General features: G+C 38.8%; 21 protein-coding genes. 3 read left to right on the top strand and 18 right to left on the bottom strand.

Going from position 1 to position 21,221, the window contains the following annotated elements; translation table 11 throughout:
- Positions 1–89 precede the first annotated feature (89 nt).
- Positions 90–986, top strand: a complete 897-nt coding sequence (locus tag ASE74_RS08705; RefSeq protein ID WP_055907239.1) for a helix-turn-helix domain-containing protein — start codon at positions 90–92, stop codon at positions 984–986.
- 227 nt (positions 987–1,213) lie between these two features.
- On the opposite strand, the gene ASE74_RS08700 is transcribed toward ASE74_RS08705, so the two are convergent.
- On the bottom strand, positions 1,214–2,206 hold the full coding sequence (locus ASE74_RS08700) for an AraC family transcriptional regulator (RefSeq protein ID WP_055907237.1): 993 nt from the start codon (positions 2,204–2,206) through the stop codon (positions 1,214–1,216).
- Between the two features lie 173 nt (positions 2,207–2,379).
- On the opposite strand from ASE74_RS08700, the gene ASE74_RS08695 reads away from it, so the two are divergent.
- On the top strand, positions 2,380–3,039 hold the full coding sequence (locus tag ASE74_RS08695) for a class I SAM-dependent methyltransferase (RefSeq protein ID WP_055907233.1): 660 nt from the start codon (positions 2,380–2,382) through the stop codon (positions 3,037–3,039).
- Positions 3,040–3,070: 31 nt separating this feature from the next.
- Here ASE74_RS08695 and ASE74_RS08690 read toward each other — a convergent pair whose 3' ends face one another.
- Genes ASE74_RS08690 through ASE74_RS08680 form a run of 3 tightly spaced genes read right to left on the bottom strand, consistent with a single transcriptional unit; the run spans position 3,071 to position 4,933 of the window.
- On the bottom strand, positions 3,071–3,343 hold the full coding sequence (locus ASE74_RS08690; RefSeq protein WP_055907230.1) for a UBP-type zinc finger domain-containing protein: 273 nt from the start codon (positions 3,341–3,343) through the stop codon (positions 3,071–3,073).
- Between the two features lie 2 nt (positions 3,344–3,345).
- Positions 3,346–4,590: an NAD(P)/FAD-dependent oxidoreductase gene (locus ASE74_RS08685; protein WP_055907226.1), complete on the bottom strand. Its 1,245-nt coding sequence runs from the start codon at positions 4,588–4,590 to the stop codon at positions 3,346–3,348.
- Positions 4,591–4,600: 10 nt separating this feature from the next.
- Entirely contained in the window at positions 4,601–4,933 is a 333-nt protein-coding gene (locus ASE74_RS08680) for a phosphoribosylpyrophosphate synthetase (RefSeq protein ID WP_235526039.1), read from the bottom strand.
- 241 nt (positions 4,934–5,174) lie between these two features.
- Between ASE74_RS08680 and ASE74_RS08675 the strand changes: the two genes are divergently transcribed.
- A complete protein-coding gene (locus ASE74_RS08675) occupies positions 5,175–5,354 on the top strand; it encodes a hypothetical protein (protein WP_055907223.1) in 180 nt (59 codons plus the stop codon).
- 109 nt (positions 5,355–5,463) lie between these two features.
- Here the strand turns inward: ASE74_RS08675 and ASE74_RS08670 are convergent, their stop codons facing one another.
- The 14 genes from ASE74_RS08670 to ASE74_RS08600 all read right to left on the bottom strand — a co-directional run bounded on the left by ASE74_RS08670 (position 5,464) and on the right by ASE74_RS08600 (position 20,444).
- Positions 5,464–7,149 carry a sigma-54-dependent Fis family transcriptional regulator gene (locus ASE74_RS08670; protein ID WP_055907221.1) on the bottom strand — a complete coding sequence of 562 codons (1,686 nt, stop codon included), beginning with the start codon at positions 7,147–7,149 and terminating at the stop codon, positions 5,464–5,466.
- Positions 7,150–8,301: 1,152 nt separating this feature from the next.
- The gene (locus tag ASE74_RS08660; RefSeq protein WP_055907216.1) at positions 8,302–9,249 is read right to left on the bottom strand and encodes a D-2-hydroxyacid dehydrogenase family protein; all 948 of its coding nucleotides are present in this window, start codon (positions 9,247–9,249) and stop codon (positions 8,302–8,304) included.
- A 25-nt stretch (positions 9,250–9,274) separates the two neighbouring features.
- Positions 9,275–9,901: a TMEM175 family protein gene (locus tag ASE74_RS08655; protein WP_055907214.1), complete on the bottom strand. Its 627-nt coding sequence runs from the start codon at positions 9,899–9,901 to the stop codon at positions 9,275–9,277.
- Between the two features lie 8 nt (positions 9,902–9,909).
- Positions 9,910–10,524: an alpha/beta hydrolase gene (locus ASE74_RS08650; protein WP_055907211.1), complete on the bottom strand. Its 615-nt coding sequence runs from the start codon at positions 10,522–10,524 to the stop codon at positions 9,910–9,912.
- Position 10,525: 1 nt separating this feature from the next.
- Positions 10,526–10,831, bottom strand: a complete 306-nt coding sequence (locus ASE74_RS08645; RefSeq protein WP_055907208.1) for a GNAT family N-acetyltransferase — start codon at positions 10,829–10,831, stop codon at positions 10,526–10,528.
- 6 nt (positions 10,832–10,837) lie between these two features.
- A complete protein-coding gene (locus tag ASE74_RS08640) occupies positions 10,838–11,773 on the bottom strand; it encodes a ring-cleaving dioxygenase (protein WP_055907205.1) in 936 nt (311 codons plus the stop codon).
- Positions 11,774–11,816: 43 nt separating this feature from the next.
- Complete coding sequence (locus ASE74_RS08635; protein ID WP_082458707.1) at positions 11,817–14,102, bottom strand: histidine kinase dimerization/phosphoacceptor domain -containing protein; 2,286 nt, start codon at positions 14,100–14,102, stop codon at positions 11,817–11,819.
- 2 nt (positions 14,103–14,104) lie between these two features.
- Positions 14,105–14,794: a YoaK family protein gene (locus ASE74_RS08630; protein ID WP_055907200.1), complete on the bottom strand. Its 690-nt coding sequence runs from the start codon at positions 14,792–14,794 to the stop codon at positions 14,105–14,107.
- A 12-nt stretch (positions 14,795–14,806) separates the two neighbouring features.
- The gene (locus ASE74_RS08625; RefSeq protein WP_055907198.1) at positions 14,807–15,280 is read right to left on the bottom strand and encodes a Dps family protein; all 474 of its coding nucleotides are present in this window, start codon (positions 15,278–15,280) and stop codon (positions 14,807–14,809) included.
- 26 nt (positions 15,281–15,306) lie between these two features.
- The gene (locus tag ASE74_RS08620; RefSeq protein ID WP_055907195.1) at positions 15,307–15,741 is read right to left on the bottom strand and encodes a DoxX family protein; all 435 of its coding nucleotides are present in this window, start codon (positions 15,739–15,741) and stop codon (positions 15,307–15,309) included.
- 2 nt (positions 15,742–15,743) lie between these two features.
- Positions 15,744–17,645, bottom strand: coding sequence for an amidohydrolase (locus ASE74_RS08615; RefSeq protein WP_235526038.1), 1,902 nt, complete (start codon positions 17,643–17,645; stop codon positions 15,744–15,746).
- Positions 17,646–17,659: 14 nt separating this feature from the next.
- Positions 17,660–18,403 carry a M17 family peptidase N-terminal domain-containing protein gene (locus tag ASE74_RS08610; RefSeq protein WP_055907192.1) on the bottom strand — a complete coding sequence of 248 codons (744 nt, stop codon included), beginning with the start codon at positions 18,401–18,403 and terminating at the stop codon, positions 17,660–17,662.
- Between the two features lie 10 nt (positions 18,404–18,413).
- Entirely contained in the window at positions 18,414–19,793 is a 1,380-nt protein-coding gene (locus tag ASE74_RS08605; RefSeq protein WP_055907189.1) for an alginate export family protein, read from the bottom strand.
- An 18-nt stretch (positions 19,794–19,811) separates the two neighbouring features.
- Complete coding sequence (locus ASE74_RS08600; RefSeq protein ID WP_082458710.1) at positions 19,812–20,444, bottom strand: hydrolase; 633 nt, start codon at positions 20,442–20,444, stop codon at positions 19,812–19,814.
- Positions 20,445–21,221 lie beyond the last annotated feature (777 nt).

The following is a 21,221-nucleotide window of genomic DNA, read 5'->3' as shown; positions in this document are numbered from 1 at the left end:
AAATCCATCAAAAAGAAGATGGCTGGAATTGGTGTGTAAAAGATGATCGTATCTGTTAAGAAATTATTAAAAAACCGCTGAACGATTTTATGCAACAACAGTTACTTAATAAAACTTTTTCAAAAATAAACCATGAGGAAGCGCTGTCTTTAAATGATGGATTGATGGCCAAAATCCACAACAGCAACGATCCAAATTATTGCAGTTCTGAACCTTTCCGCGTATCCAGTTATGCCTTGATACTGATCACAAAAGGTAAGCTGAATATTAAGATTAATTTTGTGGATCATATACTCAATCACCGTGATATTTTATTGGTTTTGCCACATTCTGTTTACGAAATTACCGATAATAGCAGCGTTTCATTTATCAGCATCCACTTCAATAAAAGTTACTTAAAAAACAAAGGCGTATTCTTTAATAGCGGCGAAACTTATCGAATGTCGCAGGATAGCCAATCGCATAAATTTTCATTATCTAAAGAGGAATATACTTTTATCTATTATGATATGCTGGCATTGCACAAAAAACTGAATGTGCCTAAAGACATGCCGCAAATTCAAAATATTGTACATAACAGCTTTTTAGAGCTTGTTTATGATATATTTCTATTGAAAAACAAGCAGAAAGAGACTTCTCCATTTGTGCATAATAGCCAAACAGAGCTCACAAACCGTTTTTTGGCCTTGGTATCGGAAAATTTTAAAGAGGAAAAACGGGTAATTTTTTATGCAAATTGCCTGCGTATTACGCCAAGACATTTGTCGCAGGTTGTTAAACAGGTTACAGACCGCACAGCAGGGGAAATTATCGACGAAATGGTAATCAGGGAAGCTAAACTACTGTTAACGAGTCATGTTATGAATATTTCAGAAGTTGCCAATGAACTCTGTTTTAGTAATTCTTCGTTTTTTGGCAAGTATTTTAAAAAGCAAACAGGAATCACTCCTTCTGAATATAAAATGACGAATAATATCGCGGTGTAAAAGGAGGGGTTATAACTGTCTGCATTAAGATTAGTTGCACTGAGCACTACGTGGTTGCTTGATAGGCGGAAATGAGGACCGTTTTAGAAAAGCAAAGACTAAAGTAAAAGAACACCCCTTCCTGCGGACACCTCTCTTAAAAAGGGGAATTAATTTAAATTGTATATTTAATTTTTAGATATTGGGTGTAGTATCAATCCATTACAGAGATAACCTTTTATATTGAATTAAGAATGGCAATATTTCCCTGGTGATGTTGCAAATTTCTTTCTGAATGCGTTGCTAAAATGCTGAACAGAGGAATACCCCATTTCAAAAGCAACAGATTTTATCGGCGTACCCTCACTTAATAAAGTTTTTGCAAAATTTAACCTGTAATCGCTTAAGTAACCGAAAATGCTGTTATCAAACAGGCTTTTAAACCCCTGTTTAAGTTTAAATTCATTAATACCACAAATTTTAGCGAGTTCAGCTACTGATGGTGGTTGATCAATATGGTCAATTAAATAATCCCGTGCGTAAAACAAACAATCTCTTTCATATGTGGCCAATAAAGGTTGTTTCATTTTAAATGTGTTTGCTTCAAAAGCATTGGCTTGCAATACAAGCAATTCGATACATTTTGATTCAAGAAACATGAGTTTTAATTCTCCCGAATACTTACAATTTAGTATTCCGGATATACAATTTTGCATTGCCCAAGAAATGGGAAGATTATATTCTGCCAGTTGGGCATAATGACCTGAATCCATATGTTCGGCTAAAACCTGCAGCGTTCTGCAAGAATTTTCAGCGAGCTGCAAAAATTTCTCTTTTGAAAAATGTACTTCAAAAAAACGATAGTTGCTTCCGGTATCATATTCACCGGTGCCATCCAACTCAGGCATATAAATGATGTTCTGCTGATTGGAATTAAAAATATATTTCTGATTGTTAACCTTATTAAATATTGTTCCCTTACCGGATAGTGTAAAGCGCAATTTTATCATATCAGGAACATCATAAGTTGGCCTGAAGTACATATAATGCTGTTTAAAAAGAATGTCGCCATAAACGATATAAATATCTGGTGTATTAATCTGAACGAGCTCTGCATCACTAAATGAAAAACTGTATTTCTCTTTCCGTTCAGTTACCAATTGTTCCTCTACCGGAAAATCATCAAAACTGCCCCCTACCTTTTTCCAGCTCCCGTAATCCTTACCAACATTGATTCCCATAATGACAATTATCATAAAAAAAACGGAACTATTATAAATCGGTTATCAACAATTCTATTTTTTGTAAAAGAAAATCCCTTTTGTGTAAATACATAAAATGGGCATTATCCACCTTTGCCGACTTGTTAAACCGCTGAACGGAAAAAATTCCGGGAGGAGAAAAAAATGTGATTATGGACGAGCAGACAGATATTACAGCAAAAGGCAAACAAATGGCTATTGTTAGCAAAACGGGTGTTAAAGATGTTGAAATTGATACACCGCTGCCTAAAAATAAAATTGTTTTTAAACTTATACATGAACTGGAATTAGAGGCCGACACCAAAGTATTGGAAATTGGTGCTGGTGATGGGGAACATCTTCCTTTTTTATTTCAAAAAATAACCGAAAGTCAATATTACAGTGCTAGCATTTCCGAAATTCAGCTGCAACAGGCATTATCGAGCAATGTATTAACGAATAAAGAAAAGTGGAGACAATTCATCAGGATTGAAGAAAGTGGAAAATTAGGCTTTGAGGATCATTTTTTCAGTTACTGTTTCTCGGTAAACAGCCTTTATTTCTGGAAGAATCCGGTAGAATATTTCAAAGAAATTTATCGGGTTTTAACTCCTGGTGGGAGATTTGACCTGGCTTTTATTGAAAAAAAATTCGGGGGAGATTTGCCATGGACGCAAATGGATTTTACTTTTTATGAAACCGACCAGGTACAGGATTTCTTTTATAAAGCAGGCTTTACAACTTTCGGCTTAAAGAAAATTACTGAAGAAATAACCGATAAACAAGGGAAAATTGTAACGAGACCTGTTTTAATCTTGTCTGGATGCAAATAACAAAAAGCTAAAAATTGATGAATGGCAAAACCTAATATTCTGCCATTTCATCATCTACGAAACAATATAACCATCTTTCTCCAGGTTCTGATGAAATAACAACCGGATGTTTTTCTGCACGGCAATGGTGCGACATGTGCTGCATTGGAGATGAATCGCAGCATAAAGTAACTCCACAGGTTTGGCAGGTGCGAAGGTGTACCCAATCGGTACCCTGTTTTATACATTCTTCACAAACGCGCTCTTTTGCTGTTTTTAAAGCTTTTACGGCCATTATATGGCTGCATATATTTTTGCTTTCCATAATTATAGTTTTGATAAGTATTGATGAACCTGTGTAACGGCCATGGCCCCTTCTCCAACGGCTGATGCTACTCTTTTAACTGAATTAAACCTTACATCGCCAGCGGCAAATGATCCGGGAACACTGGTTTCTAAATGATAAGGTGGTCTGTCTAACGTCCAACACCCCTGATATTGATCGAGATTGATTAAATCATTTCCGGTATACAGGTATCCGTTCCGATCTCTGCAGATTGCGGTTTCGGCGGCCCATTCGGTATTCGGTTTCCCTCCTATACAAATAAACAATTTTGAGGTATCGTGCCAAGTTTCAGTTCCGTTTTGGCTGTTAACAATTTTAATGCGTTGCAAATAATCATCTCCTTCGAGTGCTGTTACCTGCGAATAATACAATACATGAATATTTTTGATAGAAGCTATGCGCTTAATTAAGTATTCAGAGAGGGTTTCTGCAAGATTTCCTTTTCTGATCACCATAAAAACCCGTTTGGCAAAGCCAGAAAAATAAGTGGCTGCCTGCCCTGCCGAATTACCGCCACCAATTATATACAGGTCTTTATCCTGACAGAAAAACGCCTCGCTTGCACCAGCCCCGTAATAAACACCTTTATGAAAAAAGCGGTTTTCATCAGGAAGGTTCAACCTTGCATATTCTACACCTGTGGCACAAATATTCGTTTTAGCAACCAGTTTTTCACCGGAAGCAAAATCAACATGTATTCTGTTATTATAAAATGTGCCTTTAATCCCCTCTTTTAAAAGCAGTATTTCTACACCAAATTTCAGGGCTTGCTGCCTGGCCCTTTCAGCAAGGTTTGCTCCGGAAATACCTTCGGGGAAGCCTAAATAATTTTCGATCAGGGAACTTGTTCCCGCTTGCCCGCCAATAGCTTCGCGTTCAATCAGGATGGTTTTTAAACCTTCTGATGCTGCATAAACCGCAGCACTTAAACCGGCGGGACCTGCTCCATAAATGGAAAGGTCGTATTCTGTATATTTTGGTTGCGTAATCCAGCCGAGGTTGCAGGCAATTTGTGATAAACTGGGGTTGATGATAACTTTGCCATCAGGAAATTCTATAACTGGAAGTTTATCGGGATTATTAAAGGAGGTTATTCCCTGTCCCCAGCCCAAATCGTCATGGGTAATATCAAACCATTCAAAATCGACAACACTGCGTTTTAAAAAATCCCTTATTGGATAAATTTCTGGAGAATCTGGTTTACCGTAGAGCTTCAGTTTATTCATGGATAAAATATTATTCGGTTCTTGTTTTTAATTTGCTGATTATTTCTTCACCACAATTTTCGGATGAAGTTCCGTAACCGTTTACCAGTATTCCTTTGGTTTTGCCATCCACAGAAGATATGGCATATACAATGGCCTCATCCTCCGGGTCTGATTCGCCTTCGAAGCGGTAATGTTTATCAATCAAAAATTGCTCAGGAAATTCTTGCAGTGGATTTTCTCCACCATCGATCTGGCTACTTCTCAGGTTAAAATCCAAAGTATAACCTTGTGCTGCAAGTGCATTGATTACTTCAGAAAGTGAAGTCATTTCTCCAATGTGTTTCAAATTATCGTTGGCCATAATCGTGTACTGTTTTAGGATGACGTGTTTAATTTACCAAAAAACAAACCAACACACAACATATTGCTAAACAAACACTTAAATACATACAACAATTATAAAACTGACGATATAAAGTGAATTTATGATCAGTTTCAGGAAATGTGTTTTACAGTAATTAAGACAATTAAAAATTGAGTTTTTTGATGCAAAAAAATTAGCTTTAAACTATTTTAAATGGCTATCTTTAAATAAAAAAGCCATGATTATAGACCCAAATAAAGAAGAACTTTCTGACGATAAGGAAGATGCATTAACAAGTGAAGAAGATGCCTTAAATCAAAGCACGGTAATAAGTGATGAGATGGCTGGCGAACACGATGCTGATTTACTCGATCAAGCTGATAAAGCTTCAAGATCATCTTACGAATTGGATATTTAAGCCAATTGTAACTTAAAAAATTAATGGCGATATCTTTAATTACAAGGTATCGCCATTTTTTATCAAGACTTTTTAAATAGCCGGCGCAAATGCTTTTGCATTACAGTGATTAATAAATGTGTTTTTTAGCTAAACCAAGTCTTTTAATTTTCGAATTAAGTGTTGTTGCAGGAACACCCAATAATTTTGCTGCGCCATTTTTACCAGAGATTTTTCCGTTGCACAATTCTAAAACAGCAAAAATGTGATCGCGTTCATTTTCAAAAATGGTTTTAACTCCGGCAACAACAGATTTGGATTTTTCTGTGCTGGCAGGAATTTCGACATCTTTAATTAAAGCTCCTTGCGCCATTACTACCTGCCTTTCTATCAGGTGCTCCAACTCTCTAACATTACCAGGCCAGCTGTAGGCCATCATTGTTGAAATTGCTTTTTTTGATAATCCCTGGAGCTTTTTATTTGATTTTATTGCAAATTTATCCAGGAAATAAGACGCGAGTACCGGAATATCAGATTTTCTATCTCTAAGCGGAGGCAGCGAAACAAGAAAAACATTTAATCTGTAAAATAAATCACGTCTAAACCTTCCTGCTTCTACTTCTGCTAAAAGATTTCTGTTGGTTGCTGATATAATGCGTACATCAGTCGGAATGGTTGTTTTGCCACCTACACGTTCTATTTCTTTTTCCTGTAAAACCCGAAGGAGTTTTACTTGTAAATCGAGCGGTAATTCTCCTACTTCATCCAAAAATATGGTGCCTTTGTGGGCCTGTTCAAATTTACCTATTCTTTTTTCTGTGGCACCGGTAAAACTTCCTTTCTCGTGGCCAAAAAGTTCTGATTCTATTAAATTTGGCGGAATGGCGGCACAGTTTACTTTAACCATTTCTTTTTCTCTTCGTTGTGATCCATTGTGAATAGCCTTTGCAATCAGTTCTTTTCCGGTGCCTGTTTCACCTAAAATTAATACGGTTGTTTCTGAGGAAGAGATCCTGTTGAGTAATTTGTAAACTTCTTGCATTTCTGCACTGGTGCCTACAATTTCGGTGCTTGTAAAGGTTTCCACATCGTTTTCGGGTGTAAAAACTAAAAATTGGGCCAATTGTGTATTTAATCTTTCAATTTCGTCTTCTAAATTTTTAATTTTTGCTTCGGCAAGCAATATTCCTGAAACATCTGTAACCTGAGTTTTGTGAACTGTTTCAAGGTTCAAATCCAAAGTATTCCGTTTTTCCATTACGGCCAATAAGCCTGCAATAAAATCGGCTATGTTACAACAAAAAGTTAAGCCTTCTGCACTTAATTCCCGATTATTGTTGTGAAGCTCGAAAGTGCCCCATATGCGTCCGTTATTTTCTAATGGAATATAGCAATGAAAATGGTACTCTTTAGCATGATTGATTAAGCAATGGTTTTCGCCAAAATCGGCAATCCAGTCTAGCCGCGATTTAAGCACAGGAAAATCAAAATCCGAAATTTCTTTTGTAATGAGCGAAAGACTAATGGGATCGGATATGATTTCGGTACAGGATACCTGGCCGGAAATAGCCTCGGTGAGGTAAGCACGCGTAATGTGATCCATGTTTTCATTATACAATACCAATGCAGCACAATCAATCGAAAATAAGGGGTTCAACTTAGAAAACACGCCTTGAAACAGTTCACCTAAACTAAAATTCTTTTCAAGTTCAGCAATCGTTTCTGCCCTTTGTTTAAAATAAGTGTTTGCAATATGCTGAGCATCGTTTTCATCAACATTTGTAGTAGAGCGATAATCTGATTCTTGCTTTCTCATTCTTTTCAAAATTGATTTTCCCAAATACCTAAAGGAATTGGGTTGACTAAATATTACATCAATCACCATCTTGAACCAAATGCTGCATTTTTAGACATTACAGCATATTGAATATAGATTCAATAGGGATTTTTTGCTGTGATTATTTATTCTGCGAATTCAAAGAACATGCCAAAGGAAGAAATGTGCCTTGTATGGCTAAAGGATGCTCTATTTACCGTAAACGGCTCACGATATTTCGCTAAAAAGCGACTTTGGAGACGAAATAAAGTAAGGAGGTTTTTAGTATTGAATGATTTAGAGTATGATTGAATTGTTAATCTAAAGTTTCTTTATCATTACCCATTAAAACGGCTGTTTAGGTAAGTAAAGTAGGTTTCCAGAATGTGGAATTAACTGCAATGACGATTACTCTACATTTTAAACAGCAACAGCATGACGAAGTAGTATTAAAATTGCATCAGCATTAAGATTCCCACATGCGCGAGAATGACGACCGTGCGTTAAAAAACATTAAAGATTGCTTCGGCTCGCGCTCCCCAGCCTCGCAATCACGGATTTAACGCATTCCCTGCATCATGCTATTTGCACCTCGCTATCTGAACCTCGCTATTTCCACCACGCTATCCGGCATAGGAAATGATGGAAGGAGAAAACGTTAAAGCTTTATCATTACCTTTCCTTCCATCGTTGCATTAAGGCAGCACACACTTTCCGCCCCCTTCGGCGGAACTTGTGCTGACGACCAAAAAGCTTTAACGAATTTATCCGACATCAGTTCCAAGCCTTGATTTTTGGTTACCTTTTTATCAAGAAAAAGGTAAGAGCCCTTCGGTGGCTAACCGAGGCAAGCCCGAGCGGAGCGAAAAACATAGGATCCATCCATGCTGGAGAAGGACGAATTTATGTTGCCCCTCAACATTTTAAACACAGCAGGAAAGGTACTGAAATAAATCCGATAGCAATCGGATCAGTATGACGATCTTCTTAGACATAGAGGTCAACATGTCTGTGAAACATAGCGATCGCATTACGATTCCCGCATGCGCGGGAATGAAGACCTTATAACATATAAAGCAAAGGCTCCAATAAAAGAACACCCCGTCCTGCGGACACCCCTCTGAAAGAGGGGAATTAATTCAAATACCAAATTTAATTTTTTGAATGTTGCGGCAGCCATTCCTCCAAAACTTTAACAATATCGTTAAAGAAAAGCTGATAGGTATCTTGCGTAACAAAGCCAATATGCGGTGTTGCCAGCACATTTTTTAATGTTCTAAAAGGATGATCGGCATCTAGTGGTTCTTTATCAAAAACATCTAAAGCTGCTCCGGCAATCTTATTTTCCTGCAAACATTTAATTAATGCATTTTCATCAACCAAAGGTCCTCTTGAAGTATTAATCAGGTAGGCCGTTGTTTTCATTAAAGCCAAATCATCAGCACCAACAATTCCTTTGCTCCTATCGCTTAATACCATATGCACGGTTAAATAATCCGATTCCTCAAATAGCGTTTTCTTTTCAACATACCTTGCCCCACCTGCTTCTGCCTTTTCGGTGGTTAGGTTTTCGCTCCAGGCAATTACATCCATCTCAAAAACTTTGGCTACTGCTGCAACCTGTGCACCAAGATTACCAAGGCCCAAAATACCCAAGGTTTTACCTTTTAAATCGTTGCCTACCATATGCTGCCATCCGCCGGCACGGAGATTGGCATTTTCTTGCGGAATATGTTTGGCAATAGCCATCAACAAAGCCCAGGTGAGCTCTAGTGCGCCATGACCTAAATAACCTGTATTTCGCACTTCAATTTGCAGTTTTTCAGCTGCCACAAGGTCGATAGATCGATTTCTGGCACCTGTGGATACTATCAATTTCAGGTTGGGCAATTGTATCAACAGGCTTGCGGTTAAAGGAGTACGCTCACGCATTACGCAAATGATATCAAAAGGCATTAAACGATTTACAATTTCATTTTCCTGGTGCAAATGGTCGGTAAATATTTTAATATCGGCATATTCGCTAAGTACGGTCCAATCGGCATATGATTTCGCCACATCCTGATAATCATCAAGTACGGCAATTTTGTATTTTTGCATATTTTATGAATTTAAAGCTCTGTAACTACAGGGGTTGTGTTTCGATAAAATTAATTTTCTTTGATGATGCTGCCCAGAATACCCAAAGCAGAATACAGATGAGCAGCGCAAAATTGGGATAAAAGAATGAGAGCAAAAATGCGAGTAAATATGTGGGGAAGCCATAGCGATAGTTATTTCTGAGTTGCCTGATGGCAGCGTTGCTTATCCCTGGGCGCAATAATTTTTTATCAGCAGTGGCCTGTTGCCATAGCAGGTTAAAAGCAAGGTTAATTAAAACAAACAAGCCGGTATAGATGGTTACTGAAAGCTGTTTGGAATCTGTTAAAAAAAACCTGGCCAATAAGGCGCTGGGAAAAGAAACAAGCGAAACCAGGAACAAAATGAGCCCGTTAGCAAACATCAGCCCTGTGTTTCGTTTGTATATCTGTTTAAAAACCTTGTGGTGATTAACCCAAATAATAAAAATGCTAAAGAAAGAGATGATAAAAGCGATATAACCGGGCCACTGGAGCCTCAGTTCTTCAAACAAATGAAGGGCAGTATTGCCTTCTTTTAGTGCTGGCACATGCAATTCGAGCACCAAAAGGGTTACTGAAATGGCAAAAACACCATCACTAAAGGCTTCTATTCTTTCTGTTTCCTTTTCCATTCGCTTTACTAATCTTTAAAAATCAGCTTATTTACCTGTTCAATTTCCGAATGGCTGATGGTATGTCCCATGTTTTCGTAAATAATTTCGGTTACCTGTGCCCCCATACTTTCGAGTAAAGTTGTTGATTCTTTTACCCTTGATACAGGCACATGCATGTCAGGATCACTGCTGCCAATAAAAATGGGGGTGCCATCGAAATTACCATGATAATTGCGGTGATCTACCTGCTCGCCGATAAGTCCACCTGTAAAAGCCACCACACCACCATAGCGGGCAGCATTGGCTGCAACAAAATCAAGCGTTAAACAGGCACCCTGTGAAAAACCTAGTAAGTAAATCTGTTCTTTTGAAAAACCTTCATCTTCGAGATAAAGGACGGTATCTTTTAAGGTTTGTAGTGCCTTGCCTAGCGATGGCTCATTGGCAGTTCGTGGTGCAAGGAACGACTGTGGGTACCAGGTATTATTTTCTGCCTGGGGGGCTACGAGTGCAAATTTAGACACATTAAGGTATTCGGACATTGATAATATATCCTGCGCAGTACCGCCGCGACCATGAATCATGATCAGCACTTTTTCTGCCTGATTAAAGTTTTTACCGGCTTTTATAAGTTCTTTCATTTTATTCTTCTTCGTTTGTTTTATTCCAGATATCTGCATACAACGCTTCATGTCGTTTAAACTGAACATGCACGTATGGACACATTGGAATAACCATTAATTTATTTTCGCGTACATAAGCTACCATTGCATCGAGCAACATTTTGGCATAACCTTTTCCTTCTTTTGCAGGTTCTACTTCGGTGTGGTAAACGGTTAGGTCTGCATCTTTGATATCAAAAATCATTTCGCCAACTTTTCCGTCTTCATCGTAGATATCGAATGAACTTGGTTCGCCTTCCTGGATATTTAATTTTACTTGTGCCATAACTTTCTAAATTAATTTTGGAAGTAATTTATCTAAATCTTCGCGTAAATGCTCATGCTGATGTGGTAATTTTAAATGTGTTCCCAATTCATTAAGCGGTTCATCAACAGTAAAGCCAGGATTTTCAGTCGCAATTTCGAAAAGCACGCCTCCTGGCTCACGGAAATACAGTGAATAGAAATAATCGCGGTCGATTTTAGGGGTAATCTGCAGGTTTTTACTTAGTATCTGCTCCCTTAATTCCATTTGAATATCCTCGTTTTTTACGCGGAAAGCAACATGGTGATTTGTACCTGCTGCATTTCTGCCTCTATGGCCTGCGGGCACTTCTAAAAGGTCTACAATTGCTGCATTTTCTACTGTATCGGTAACAAAACGGTAGCGGTTTTCTTCCTGCCCCAGTAATCGGTAACCAAATAAATCGGTTAAAATTTTTGCCGTTTGATCGATACTTTGCAAAGTTAGCGTGGTACTGTGAAAACCTTTGGTAGCAGTATCTTTCTTTATTTCAGCAGTTTCCCATGGATTTCTAACATCTGCATTTTTGGGTACAATTAAACTTAATGATAAACCATCGGGATCTTTAAAAGCCAGTACCTGTTCACCAAAACGCTCTATAATTTCTTTGGTTTTAACATTTGCCGCACCAAATCTTTCGAGCCAAAACTGGTGACTGCCTTCGGGTACTGAGTAACCAATTTCAGTAGCCATACCAACACCTTCGGTACCCGGGCCTATTCCATCCCATGGAAAAAAGGTAAGAATGGTACCTGCTGAGCCGGTTTCATCGCCATAATATAGATGGTAAGTACCAGGATCATCAAAATTTACGGTTTTTTTAACCAACCTTAAACCCATTGTTTTGGTATAAAAATCGAAGTTTTGTTGCGCATTGCCCGCTATCGCTGTGATGTGGTGCAAGCCTAAAATATTGTTGTTCATATTGCTAAATTTATTTTATTGATTGACTATTTATATATGGTTATCAGGTGTTTTCTACTAACAATTCATTGTGGCGCAAAAAAGAAACCTTTAAGGTTAAACCGTTATCATTCCACATTTCTATTTTACCGTTTAGCTGATCGGTAAGCCCCGTCATTAAACTCATGCCCAACGATTCGCTATCATCGGCATCAAAATTCAGGGGCAAACCTACTCCATCATCAGAAATACTGAGTATGCAGGTTCCATCGTCTTTTGCTTTAAAAGTTATTTTCACATTTCCCTTTCTTCCGGCAGGAAAAGCATATTTAATTGCGTTACTAATCGCCTCATTTAAAATCAGCCCTAGCGGAACTGCCTGTGCAACATCTAACTTGATGGCTTCAGTATCTAAAACAAACTGAATTCTTTTTTCGGTTCCGAAGCATTCGATCATATATTCTACCAGTTCTTTGATGTACCACTTCATGTCTATTTCTGCCAGATTATCAGACTGATACAGTTTTTGATGAATGAGCGACATGGCGTGCATCCGGTTTTGGCTATTCCTTATGGCAACCAGTGCATCTTCATTATCGAGATAAGCGGATTGTGTATTGAGCAGACTGATTACAATTTGAAGGTTGTTTTTTACCCGATGGTGAATTTCGCGCAGCAACCATTCTTTTTCGCCGAGTATTTTTCGCAGCAGTTCGTTTTGTGTGTTAATTTCTTCCTGCTTTTGCTCTAAAATAAGATTACTCCGTTTTTTTAAACGGTAACGGTTATAAATGAGGCCAACAAAAAGTGCTGCTATAATTAAGCCAACGATAAAAAAATACCTTGCCCGTTCCTCATTACCGATACGTGCCTGTTGCAACTGATTTTTTTGATGAAGCAGCGCAATATCCTTGTCTTTTTTCTCTGTTTGATATTCGATTTCCAATCCTGAAATCTGTTTGTTTTTATCATTGTTCCAGATGGAATCTGTTAACCTTTTATAGGTTTTATAATGCGCCACAGCAGACCATGGTTTATTTAATGCAGAATCTACGTCATACCAAAGCCTGTGCAGCTGCGAAAGCGCGAGTAAGTTTTTTTGCTGTATACTTTGTTTTTCGTGTTCTTTTAAATAGCTGTCGGCAGCTATAAATTGCTTATCATGAATCAGTTTCCTGATAATACTCCGGTATAAATAAATCTGGTTCGGATCATCTTTCGGTAGTTCATGGTGAAATTTAATTAGGGTTTTAAAATAAGGTTCTGCCTTCGCATACTGTGCTATATCATAATAGGTATTGAATAAAATGTAGGGAATGCGCAGCTTCATCTGTGTATCTGTTGGCGGATATTTTTTTATCAGCTCTTTCAGTACTGCAATTCCTTCTTCAAACCTTTTCATCCTGACATAAATTGTGGCCACATTGGCAATGATGGTTTGCATATAACCGGGATCTTTGTATCGCTCAGCTATATTTTTTGCTTTTAACCAATAATCAAGGGCTTTTTGATCATTCCTGAGGTAATAATAGGTTAAACCTAAATGGTTGTTTATTGAACTCCTTTGCAAACTTGTATCAGCCAGCTGATCGGCAGTTTTTTCGGCCAGTAAACCATACTTTAGGGCTTCTGAAAAGTTACCCAGACTGATATTGGTAATACACATGTTATTGTAAACCCCTTGCAGTTCTTTAAAACCAACAGTTTGATAAACGGCAAGCGAAGTGTCCATCAGCTTTATGGCATAGGCTGGCTGACCTTTTATATTGTAATAATCGCCCAGGTTTTTAAGCGAATTACCTTCTTCTAACTTATTTTCTGTAAGGCGGTATAATTTCAGCGATTTCTCATTGTAAGCGATTTTTTTGTCCAGATCTGCCCCTTCGTTACCATACAGATTACCCATGGCAGAATATGCCTCTGCCAATTGATCTTTCAGGTTTAACTTTGAGGTGTAAGCAATTGCCTGTTCATATATTTTTGTTGCCAAAATTTTATTACCCGATTCACGTAAAATATCGCCTTTAAGCACCAAGCTTTTAGCAATGCCTTTAGGATATTCGATTTTGCCTGCAAGCGCAAAAGCCTGTTCACGGAGTTGCATCGCCTTAGCGAGGTCGGTTTTTAATTCGCCGGGTAAATTGAGGTAATAAGTACCCAAATCGATCCATAAATCTACTTTACTTTCTGTTTGGCCAAGCCTGCGGAGTTTAATTTCTGCAGTTTCTACTTCTTTTGCGGTTCTAATGCCCTGCCCTTTTGCAAGGGCAGGGCTGATTAGCATTAAAGTAATTAACCAAAACTTAAAGCTATGGCTGCAAAAATGGTGTATTTTGTTATGGGTTGGCATCTTTAGCTTATAACATCGTTTTTAACAGGTTTTGTGCTGTAATAGCAAATTACCATGGCAATACCTGGCAGCACAATACCCACCAGGCCAAAAAGCTGCCCAATCCACGCGCCTAAAATACAGCCGGTTAAAAACCCTCCAAGCGTAATTAAACCTTTGTTTATACCCGAAAGGAAATCGGTATTTTTAAATCCTGAGTTGCAAAAAGACCTGATATCTAGCGCAAACTGCGTTACATTACCCGTCATCATGGTAGTTGGTCCGTAGGTTTCTTTCGCAAAAAGTTTTCCGAAAGCATTTTGAAGACCCATAGCAAAAACCACTATCATGGTAACCAGGTACATTGGCCAGGTAATTTCGGTATTATCGATATAGCCTAATGAGTAGGCCAATGCGCCACCGAGCAAAAGAATAATCCCTTCGCATAAAAGCAGAAAATGCCTGTTCGAAAATTTTGCCGATATCCAGCCGCCAGCCATTACCGAGAGCATAAATATTGGAAAAGTTAGCAGTTTGATCCATGCATCACCATCTGAGCCTTTAATCATTTGATAGGCAAATACAATAAAGTTCCCGGTAACGTGCGCCGAAAAAATTTTATCAGCAGATACAAAAGTAATCGTATCACAATAACCCGCAATGATGGTTAATACAAGGGTTACAAACCAGATATTATTCTGTTTTTCTTCCATTCTATTTGTAATTTATGATAAGTGTGCCCTTAACATCCAGGCCATGGTTTCGTGCGTTTCCATTAAACCTGTAATGTAATCGCTGGTTCCGGCATCTTTAAGTGCGCCAGCATAGTTATCGATGTTCTCTCTCAAATGAATTAAAATACTTTCATGATCGGCCAGTAACATTTTAATGTAAGTTGGAGCATCGTTTTTACCGCGGTCATCTTCTGTTAAGTGGGTTAATTCCAGAAACTGTTTAAGTGAGGCTGGGGCAAAGTGACCGAGTTTGCGGATCCGTTCTGCAACTTCATCTACAATATCTTCCAATTGCGTGTATTGTTCCTCAAAGAACTTGTGTTTGTTGTAAAAATCCGGTCCTTCTACATTCCAATGTGCCTTGCGTGTTTTGGTGTATAAAACGTACTCATCAGCAAGAATTTTGCTTAATGAATGTGCCACCTCTGCGAGGTTTTCTGCGCTGATTCCAATTTTAGCTTCCATGTTTTTGTGATTTTGATGTTTATTTATTAGTTAAAAAAATTGTTCAATATGTAATGATCTATTGATAATGTTCCTGGTCCGATGAGCCATAAAAAAAGCATGGCGAGTGTGTACATATAAGGTACATCACGTACTTCTATCGAATCTTTACGGTGCACCACGAAATAGCCGATTGCCGTTACCCCTATTGAAGGCAGCAGAAAAAGCCTGGTTCCGCACCCTATTGCAACCAGAAATGGCACAATGGTATCAGAAAAAGTAGCCACAAGCCCATTCAGTTTATCTGGTAAACCCAGGGGATTGGGAACATGCTCTTTTTCTCCGTTTTGTACACGGAATTTTTTCATTCCATGAACCCTGAAAAGTTCAAGCATGAGCAACACCCTGAAAATAAGTACGGCCCAATTGTTTATGTCTGACCCTAAGTCAGAATAAAGCAGGTATTTGATGATATTTTCCATAATTAAAAAGCAAAACATGAGCAACCCAGTGCGCCCCAAAAAGCGGTATAGTTGTTTACAGGTAGGTTACTGGTTCTTACTGCATCGTGGTTGTGGTTATGCACGTTGCAACTGCCTACACACGAGTGCACCATGGCTAAAACAGCATCTGTTCCATTCGCTCCTTTTGTTTTTCCCTGCTGATTTGTTTTGTGGGTAGCTGCTGAATAATAGCCGTTGTAACTGTTTGTTGGTGACCAATCGGGCAGAATTGGAATTTTTGGCGGCGAAAAAGGCGAAAAATCTCCTTTTGCATACACAATTTTACCATCAACAATGGTTAAATCAGATTCGATACTTTTGATCTGATCATCAGCCACTTCGAAATAATCGTGGTTAAGTACGGCTAAATCGGCCAGCATGCCCACTTCAATATCACCTTTCTTTTGCTGTTCATTGGAAAACCATGCGCTGCCCCGGGTATAAAGTTCTAAAGCGGTTGCTCTTGAAAGAACAGTTTCTTCATTGTATATTTTTAAGCCACCAACTGTTTTACCAGCAGTTAGCCAAAACATCGAAACCCATGGATTGTAACTGCTTACCCGGGTAGCATCAGATCCACCACCTACAGGAACTTCCATTTCGAGCATTTTTTTAACCGGCGGTGTTTGCAATGCCGCTTTAGCACCGTAACGTTCGGTAAAATATTCGCCTTGATAAGCCATTCTACTTTGAATTGCGATACCTCCACCCAACGCCTTTACACGTTCGATATTCCGCTCATCAATGGTTTCGGCATGGTCGAATATCCACGGCAAGCCTGCAAAAGGGATATCCCGGTTTACTTTTTCAAAAACATTTAAAAAACGGCCAATGCTTTCGTTATAGGTAGCATGCAATCTGAACGGCCATCTTTTCTCCACCAATAAACGCACTACACGCTCTAGTTCGGGTTCCATATTATCAGAAAGATCGGGCCTTGGCTGAAGAAAATCTTCAAAATCAGCTGCAGAAAAAACAAGCATTTCGCCTGCTCCGTTATGGCGGTACATGTCATCTCCCTGGTAAAGTTTTACTGAGCTGGTCCAGTTGTCAAAATCTTCAAATTCCTGCTTTGGGCGTTGGGTAAATAAATTATAGGCAATACGAACGGTGAGTTGCTTTTGTTCGTTGAGTTCGTTTACTACCTTATAATCATCAGGAAAATTTTGAAAACCACCCCCTGCATCAATTACACTGGTAATACCAAAGCGGTTTAGCTCAGTCATGAAATGACGGGTAGAATTCACCTGGTGTTCGTACGATAGTTTCGGTCCTTTGGCCAAAGTTGAGTATAAAATCATGGCATTGGGGCTGGCGATAATTAATCCTGTAGGTTCGCCATTTGCGTCTCTCTGGATTTCGCCACCCGGAGGCGCAGGCGTATCTTTTGTATAGCCAACTGCTTTAAGGGCAGCGCGGTTCATAAAAGCACGGTCGTATAAATGAAGGATAAAAACCGGGGTTTCGGGTGCTATGGCATTTATTTCTTCCAGCGTTGGCATTCTTCTTTCTGCGAACTGAAATTCAGACCAACCTCCTACCACGCGTACCCATTGGGGCGAAGGGGTAACATCTACCTGCTCTTTAAGCATCCTGAGTGCATCGGCAAGTGATGGCACGCCATCCCAACGCAATTCGAGGTTGAAGTTTAACCCACCACGGATTAAATGGATATGCGAATCGTTTATACCAGGTACCACACGTTTTTTTCCAAGATCGATCAGCCTGGTTTCTGAATCTGAAAAAGCCATTACATCTGCATCGGCACCCACGGCAACAAACTTTCCGTCTTTAATGGCAACCGCAGTTATTTCACTTTTATGTTTGGCAATGGTATGTATTTTACCATTGAATAAAATCATGTCTGCACTCATCGTGTTCATCAGTTTTATGGTGATTAATTTTTAATTGATGCAATGGCTTGCTGAATTCCTTCTCCAGCTGTGGTAAAAAATGCCGGACCTGCAAGTAGAATTACCTTTGTGATGGGTTTAATTGCAGTCATTTTCTTTTCTTTTAACCAAACCTGGGTACGGTACGCTTCGAAAATACCTTTTACCACATTGCCTGCAACCAAAGCTGTTGGCGAATCAATTCCGGCGTCTTTTAAATCGCTTGCGAAAGCAAAATTGCTAACACCAAGTTTTAATGCCTCTCTCATCGCCACGCTGCCTACGCCTGTCATAAGTTCTGGTGTAAATTTGCTGCGATCGCCCAAACCGATTAAAAGCAAATGTTTGCCGCCGATTATGCCTTTTGGGGGTGTAATTAGTAATGTTTCGTTGGCGTGACCAAGAAATTTACCACTCTTGCGGATTTCAGTTAATAAACCTTTGGTATCCTGATCTAAATGCACCAAACCGTTTAAAGCTGGTGGCAGCGCTGGGGGCGAATTAAAAATATCACCTTCTGTGTATTCGAAAACACAAGCTACCTGTAATTCGCTAACCTGCGCTGAAGGACCTTGAACTACGCCTTCGATTGCAATTCCATCTACTGTTCCCCATACTTTTGAGGTTCCAATTGCGGTTGTTGTGCTCTGTGCAAAAGTTGTTCCTGCTACAAATACACAAAATATTGTTATAGCTACCCTAATGCTTTTAAAAGCAGATTTTGATTGTTTTGTGAAGTTATTTTTCATTTTCTTTTATTTAAAATTTGTATGATACTTGTGCATTAAAAAACTTTGAGTTATCGTTGAGTGGTACGAGATCTTTAATAAAGCCACCTACCTTAAAATATTGCCCTCCGCAGCTGAATGAAAGATTATTATTGAATTTATAATCTGCACTGAGCAAATAAGTTGTACCGATAAAGCGGTGGTTTGAAAGTGAGCCTGCTGTGTTAAAATTTCCGCTTGGGCGATAAATCCCATCATTTAAGGAGTATCTCCAGTTGAAAACAACATCTGCCTGTGCACTTAATTTATCGGTTATTTTGAGGGTTAGGTATGGGTGCAGATCGATTAAATTGGAAGGCCCGATGAGTGGGTTAAATCCAAAATAACCTCCCTTTGGATATAAAGGATTAAAAGTTTGAAGCTTTCCATCGCCAGCTTTTTTATCTCCGGAGATGTAATCATTACGCAGGTTTAAAGAAGGTTTAAATTTGGTATCTTCAAAAGTATAACCAAACTCAATGGCCATTGTCCAGGCATTGATATTTCCGTTTCCAAACTTTCCAAACTGGTAGGCCGCTTCCAGGTTATAAATAAAGCCACCTCCACCTTTCCAATAACGTGTAGCCAGGGTATGCCTGATTTCTTTTTCAATACCTTCTTCAAATTTGGCATTATCACGCCTGATGCCTAAATAATAAAAATCGAAGTTTCCACCTTGCTGGATATTTAAATTTGAATATGCGCCCCAAAGGTTGGCCTGGTGGTTTGTATGGTTATCGAATACGCCGAAATTAACTTCATCAGCCGCCAGCACAAATGCATCCACAGTAAAACGGGGTGTTTTATACATCAGTTTGGCTCCTGTAAAATACTGGCGCACCGTTGTACCCTCGCGAACAGATATTAGCCTGCCCGAACCATAATTAATCTCCTGCCTGCCTACCCTAATGGCTAATTTTTGCGTAGAATCTTTAAGAATCCTGTATTCTGCAAATAAATTTTGTACCGCAAGCTGATCTTCATCAACCGGAGATGGTCCGTATTTACTGCCATTTTCGAGGGCACTGTTTACCTGGGCGAAAAAACGCAATCTTGTACCAATATTTAAATCGGTATAAAGCGAATACCTTTGCAGAAATGACTGGTTATAACCCTGGCTTTTAATCCAATCTTCATTTATTTTGCCCCCATATTCGGCTCTTAATTCACCTCCAAAACTGAAGTAAACTTTTTTATTGGCAGAAAGCGGCAGGAATTTTAATGTATTGTAGAAATTCCTGTCCGAATCTTTCAGATTGCTATAATCCTCATCGTAGCGCATTAATTTAATGCTCTGGGCAAATGCAGTTGCTGTTGATAAGCAAAAACAAATAGCCAAAATAAATGCCAAATGGGGATAATTGGTTCTCATTTTTATTGTAAATGAGGATTAGTGTTTTAACATTTTGTGTGCGTACTGAATGCCAAGACCATAACCCGCACCATATTTTTTCATCAATGTAGTTACAGGCTCATAGGTTTCTGTTCTTGCCCAATCTCTCTGCAATTCGAGGAGATATTGAACCGATGTTACTGGTTTTACCCCTGCATGTACCATTCGTTGTACTGCACGTTCGTGTGCCTCATTGCTTACATCGCCACAGGCATCGGTAATTACGAAAACATCAAAACCTTCTGATAAAGCAGATAATGCCGGACCAACGATGCAAACGCCTGTCCAAAGGCCAGCCAATACAAGTTTCTTTTTTCTTGTTCCGGTAATTGCTTTGTAAGCAGGTTCATCCTCCCAGGTATTCATCGAAGTTCTATCAATATAATTTGAAGTGGCCTGAGGATAAAATTCTTCAATTTCCGGAAAAACTGGTCCTGAAAAAGATTCTTCAGCAACAGTGGTTACAATGGTTGGTATATTAAAAATTTTAGATGCACCGCAAATAATGGCTACATTGGTACGGAGTTCGGTAATGGCAATGCTCTTTGTTGCAAAAGCCATTTGTCCTTCAAAATCAATTAATACTAAGGCGTGGTTTTCTGGGGATAATAAGTCTGGTGATGGTTTCATAATTATAATATTTTTTGTTTCTATCCTCTTTTCAAGAAACATACCATCAGTTAAAATACTATATATCAATTATTTACAATTAAAAAGCTAGTTTACTATTAACTATATATCGTTGATTTACGAATTTTGAGTTTTTTAACAACACGGAGCTGGGTAATTAGAATCTTCTTCGATCACACCGTCATCCTGAATTTATTTCAGGATCTGTTTACTTGTACTGATAGATGCTGAAACGAGTTCAGCAGGACGACTTGGTGTGAATGACTGAAATAAGTTGAGCAGGGNCTTTTTCAGATTAGCAATAGCTTAATTTGATTACATAAACAATAAAGCAGATTAGCTCTGATTAAGCCAGCTTTTTTTGCAGCCATTTGCGAACAGGTTCATCATACCATTTTAATGCTGCATAAGGTCATCCTGAATTTATTTCAGGATCTGTTTACTTGTACTGATAGATGCTGAAACGAGTTCAGCAGGACGACTTGGTGTGAATGACTGAAATAAGTTGAGCAGGGCGAATTTGGTTAGTTGGTTTTTACCACAGAGAACACAAAGGAAAACACGGAGCTGGGTAATTAGAATCTTCTTTGGTCACACCGTCATCCTGAATTTATTTCAGGATCTGTTTACTTGTACTGATAGATGCTGAAACGAGTTCAGCAGGACGACTTGGTGTGAATGACTGAAATAAGTTGAGCAGGNCCTGAATTTATTTCAGGATCTGTTTACTTGTACTGATAGATGCTGAAACGAGTTCAGCAGGACGACTTGGTGTGA

Source organism: Pedobacter sp. Leaf216, from assembly GCF_001421515.1.
Lineage (GTDB): Bacteria > Bacteroidota > Bacteroidia > Sphingobacteriales > Sphingobacteriaceae > Pedobacter.
The sequence above is the reverse complement of the archived record's forward strand: the minus strand, read 5'-3'. Positions and strand labels throughout refer to the sequence as shown.

Coding starts and splice junctions, on each gene's coding strand:
- ASE74_RS08655 (WP_055907214.1), bottom strand. CDS start 9,901: ATGGAAAAGGAAACAGAAAGAATAGAAGCCTTTAGTGATGGTGTTTTT.
- ASE74_RS08630 (WP_055907200.1), bottom strand. CDS start 14,794: ATGGAAGAAAAACAGAATAATATCTGGTTTGTAACCCTTGTATTAACC.
- ASE74_RS08600 (WP_082458710.1), bottom strand. CDS start 20,444: ATGAAACCATCACCAGACTTATTATCCCCAGAAAACCACGCCTTAGTA.
- ASE74_RS08605 (WP_055907189.1), bottom strand. CDS start 19,793: ATGAGAACCAATTATCCCCATTTGGCATTTATTTTGGCTATTTGTTTT.
- ASE74_RS08610 (WP_055907192.1), bottom strand. CDS start 18,403: ATGAAAAATAACTTCACAAAACAATCAAAATCTGCTTTTAAAAGCATT.
- ASE74_RS08625 (WP_055907198.1), bottom strand. CDS start 15,280: ATGGAAGCTAAAATTGGAATCAGCGCAGAAAACCTCGCAGAGGTGGCA.
- ASE74_RS08685 (WP_055907226.1), bottom strand. CDS start 4,590: ATGAATAAACTGAAGCTCTACGGTAAACCAGATTCTCCAGAAATTTAT.
- ASE74_RS08675 (WP_055907223.1), top strand. CDS start 5,175: ATGATTATAGACCCAAATAAAGAAGAACTTTCTGACGATAAGGAAGAT.
- ASE74_RS08645 (WP_055907208.1), bottom strand. CDS start 10,831: ATGGCACAAGTAAAATTAAATATCCAGGAAGGCGAACCAAGTTCATTC.
- ASE74_RS08695 (WP_055907233.1), top strand. CDS start 2,380: ATGGACGAGCAGACAGATATTACAGCAAAAGGCAAACAAATGGCTATT.
- ASE74_RS08650 (WP_055907211.1), bottom strand. CDS start 10,524: ATGAAAGAACTTATAAAAGCCGGTAAAAACTTTAATCAGGCAGAAAAA.
- ASE74_RS08670 (WP_055907221.1), bottom strand. CDS start 7,149: ATGAGAAAGCAAGAATCAGATTATCGCTCTACTACAAATGTTGATGAA.
- ASE74_RS08660 (WP_055907216.1), bottom strand. CDS start 9,249: ATGCAAAAATACAAAATTGCCGTACTTGATGATTATCAGGATGTGGCG.
- ASE74_RS08640 (WP_055907205.1), bottom strand. CDS start 11,773: ATGAACAACAATATTTTAGGCTTGCACCACATCACAGCGATAGCGGGC.
- ASE74_RS08620 (WP_055907195.1), bottom strand. CDS start 15,741: ATGGAAAATATCATCAAATACCTGCTTTATTCTGACTTAGGGTCAGAC.
- ASE74_RS08705 (WP_055907239.1), top strand. CDS start 90: ATGCAACAACAGTTACTTAATAAAACTTTTTCAAAAATAAACCATGAG.
- ASE74_RS08635 (WP_082458707.1), bottom strand. CDS start 14,102: ATGCCAACCCATAACAAAATACACCATTTTTGCAGCCATAGCTTTAAG.
- ASE74_RS08700 (WP_055907237.1), bottom strand. CDS start 2,206: ATGGGAATCAATGTTGGTAAGGATTACGGGAGCTGGAAAAAGGTAGGG.
- ASE74_RS08615 (WP_235526038.1), bottom strand. CDS start 17,645: ATGAACACGATGAGTGCAGACATGATTTTATTCAATGGTAAAATACAT.
- ASE74_RS08690 (WP_055907230.1), bottom strand. CDS start 3,343: ATGGAAAGCAAAAATATATGCAGCCATATAATGGCCGTAAAAGCTTTA.
- ASE74_RS08680 (WP_235526039.1), bottom strand. CDS start 4,933: ATGGCCAACGATAATTTGAAACACATTGGAGAAATGACTTCACTTTCT.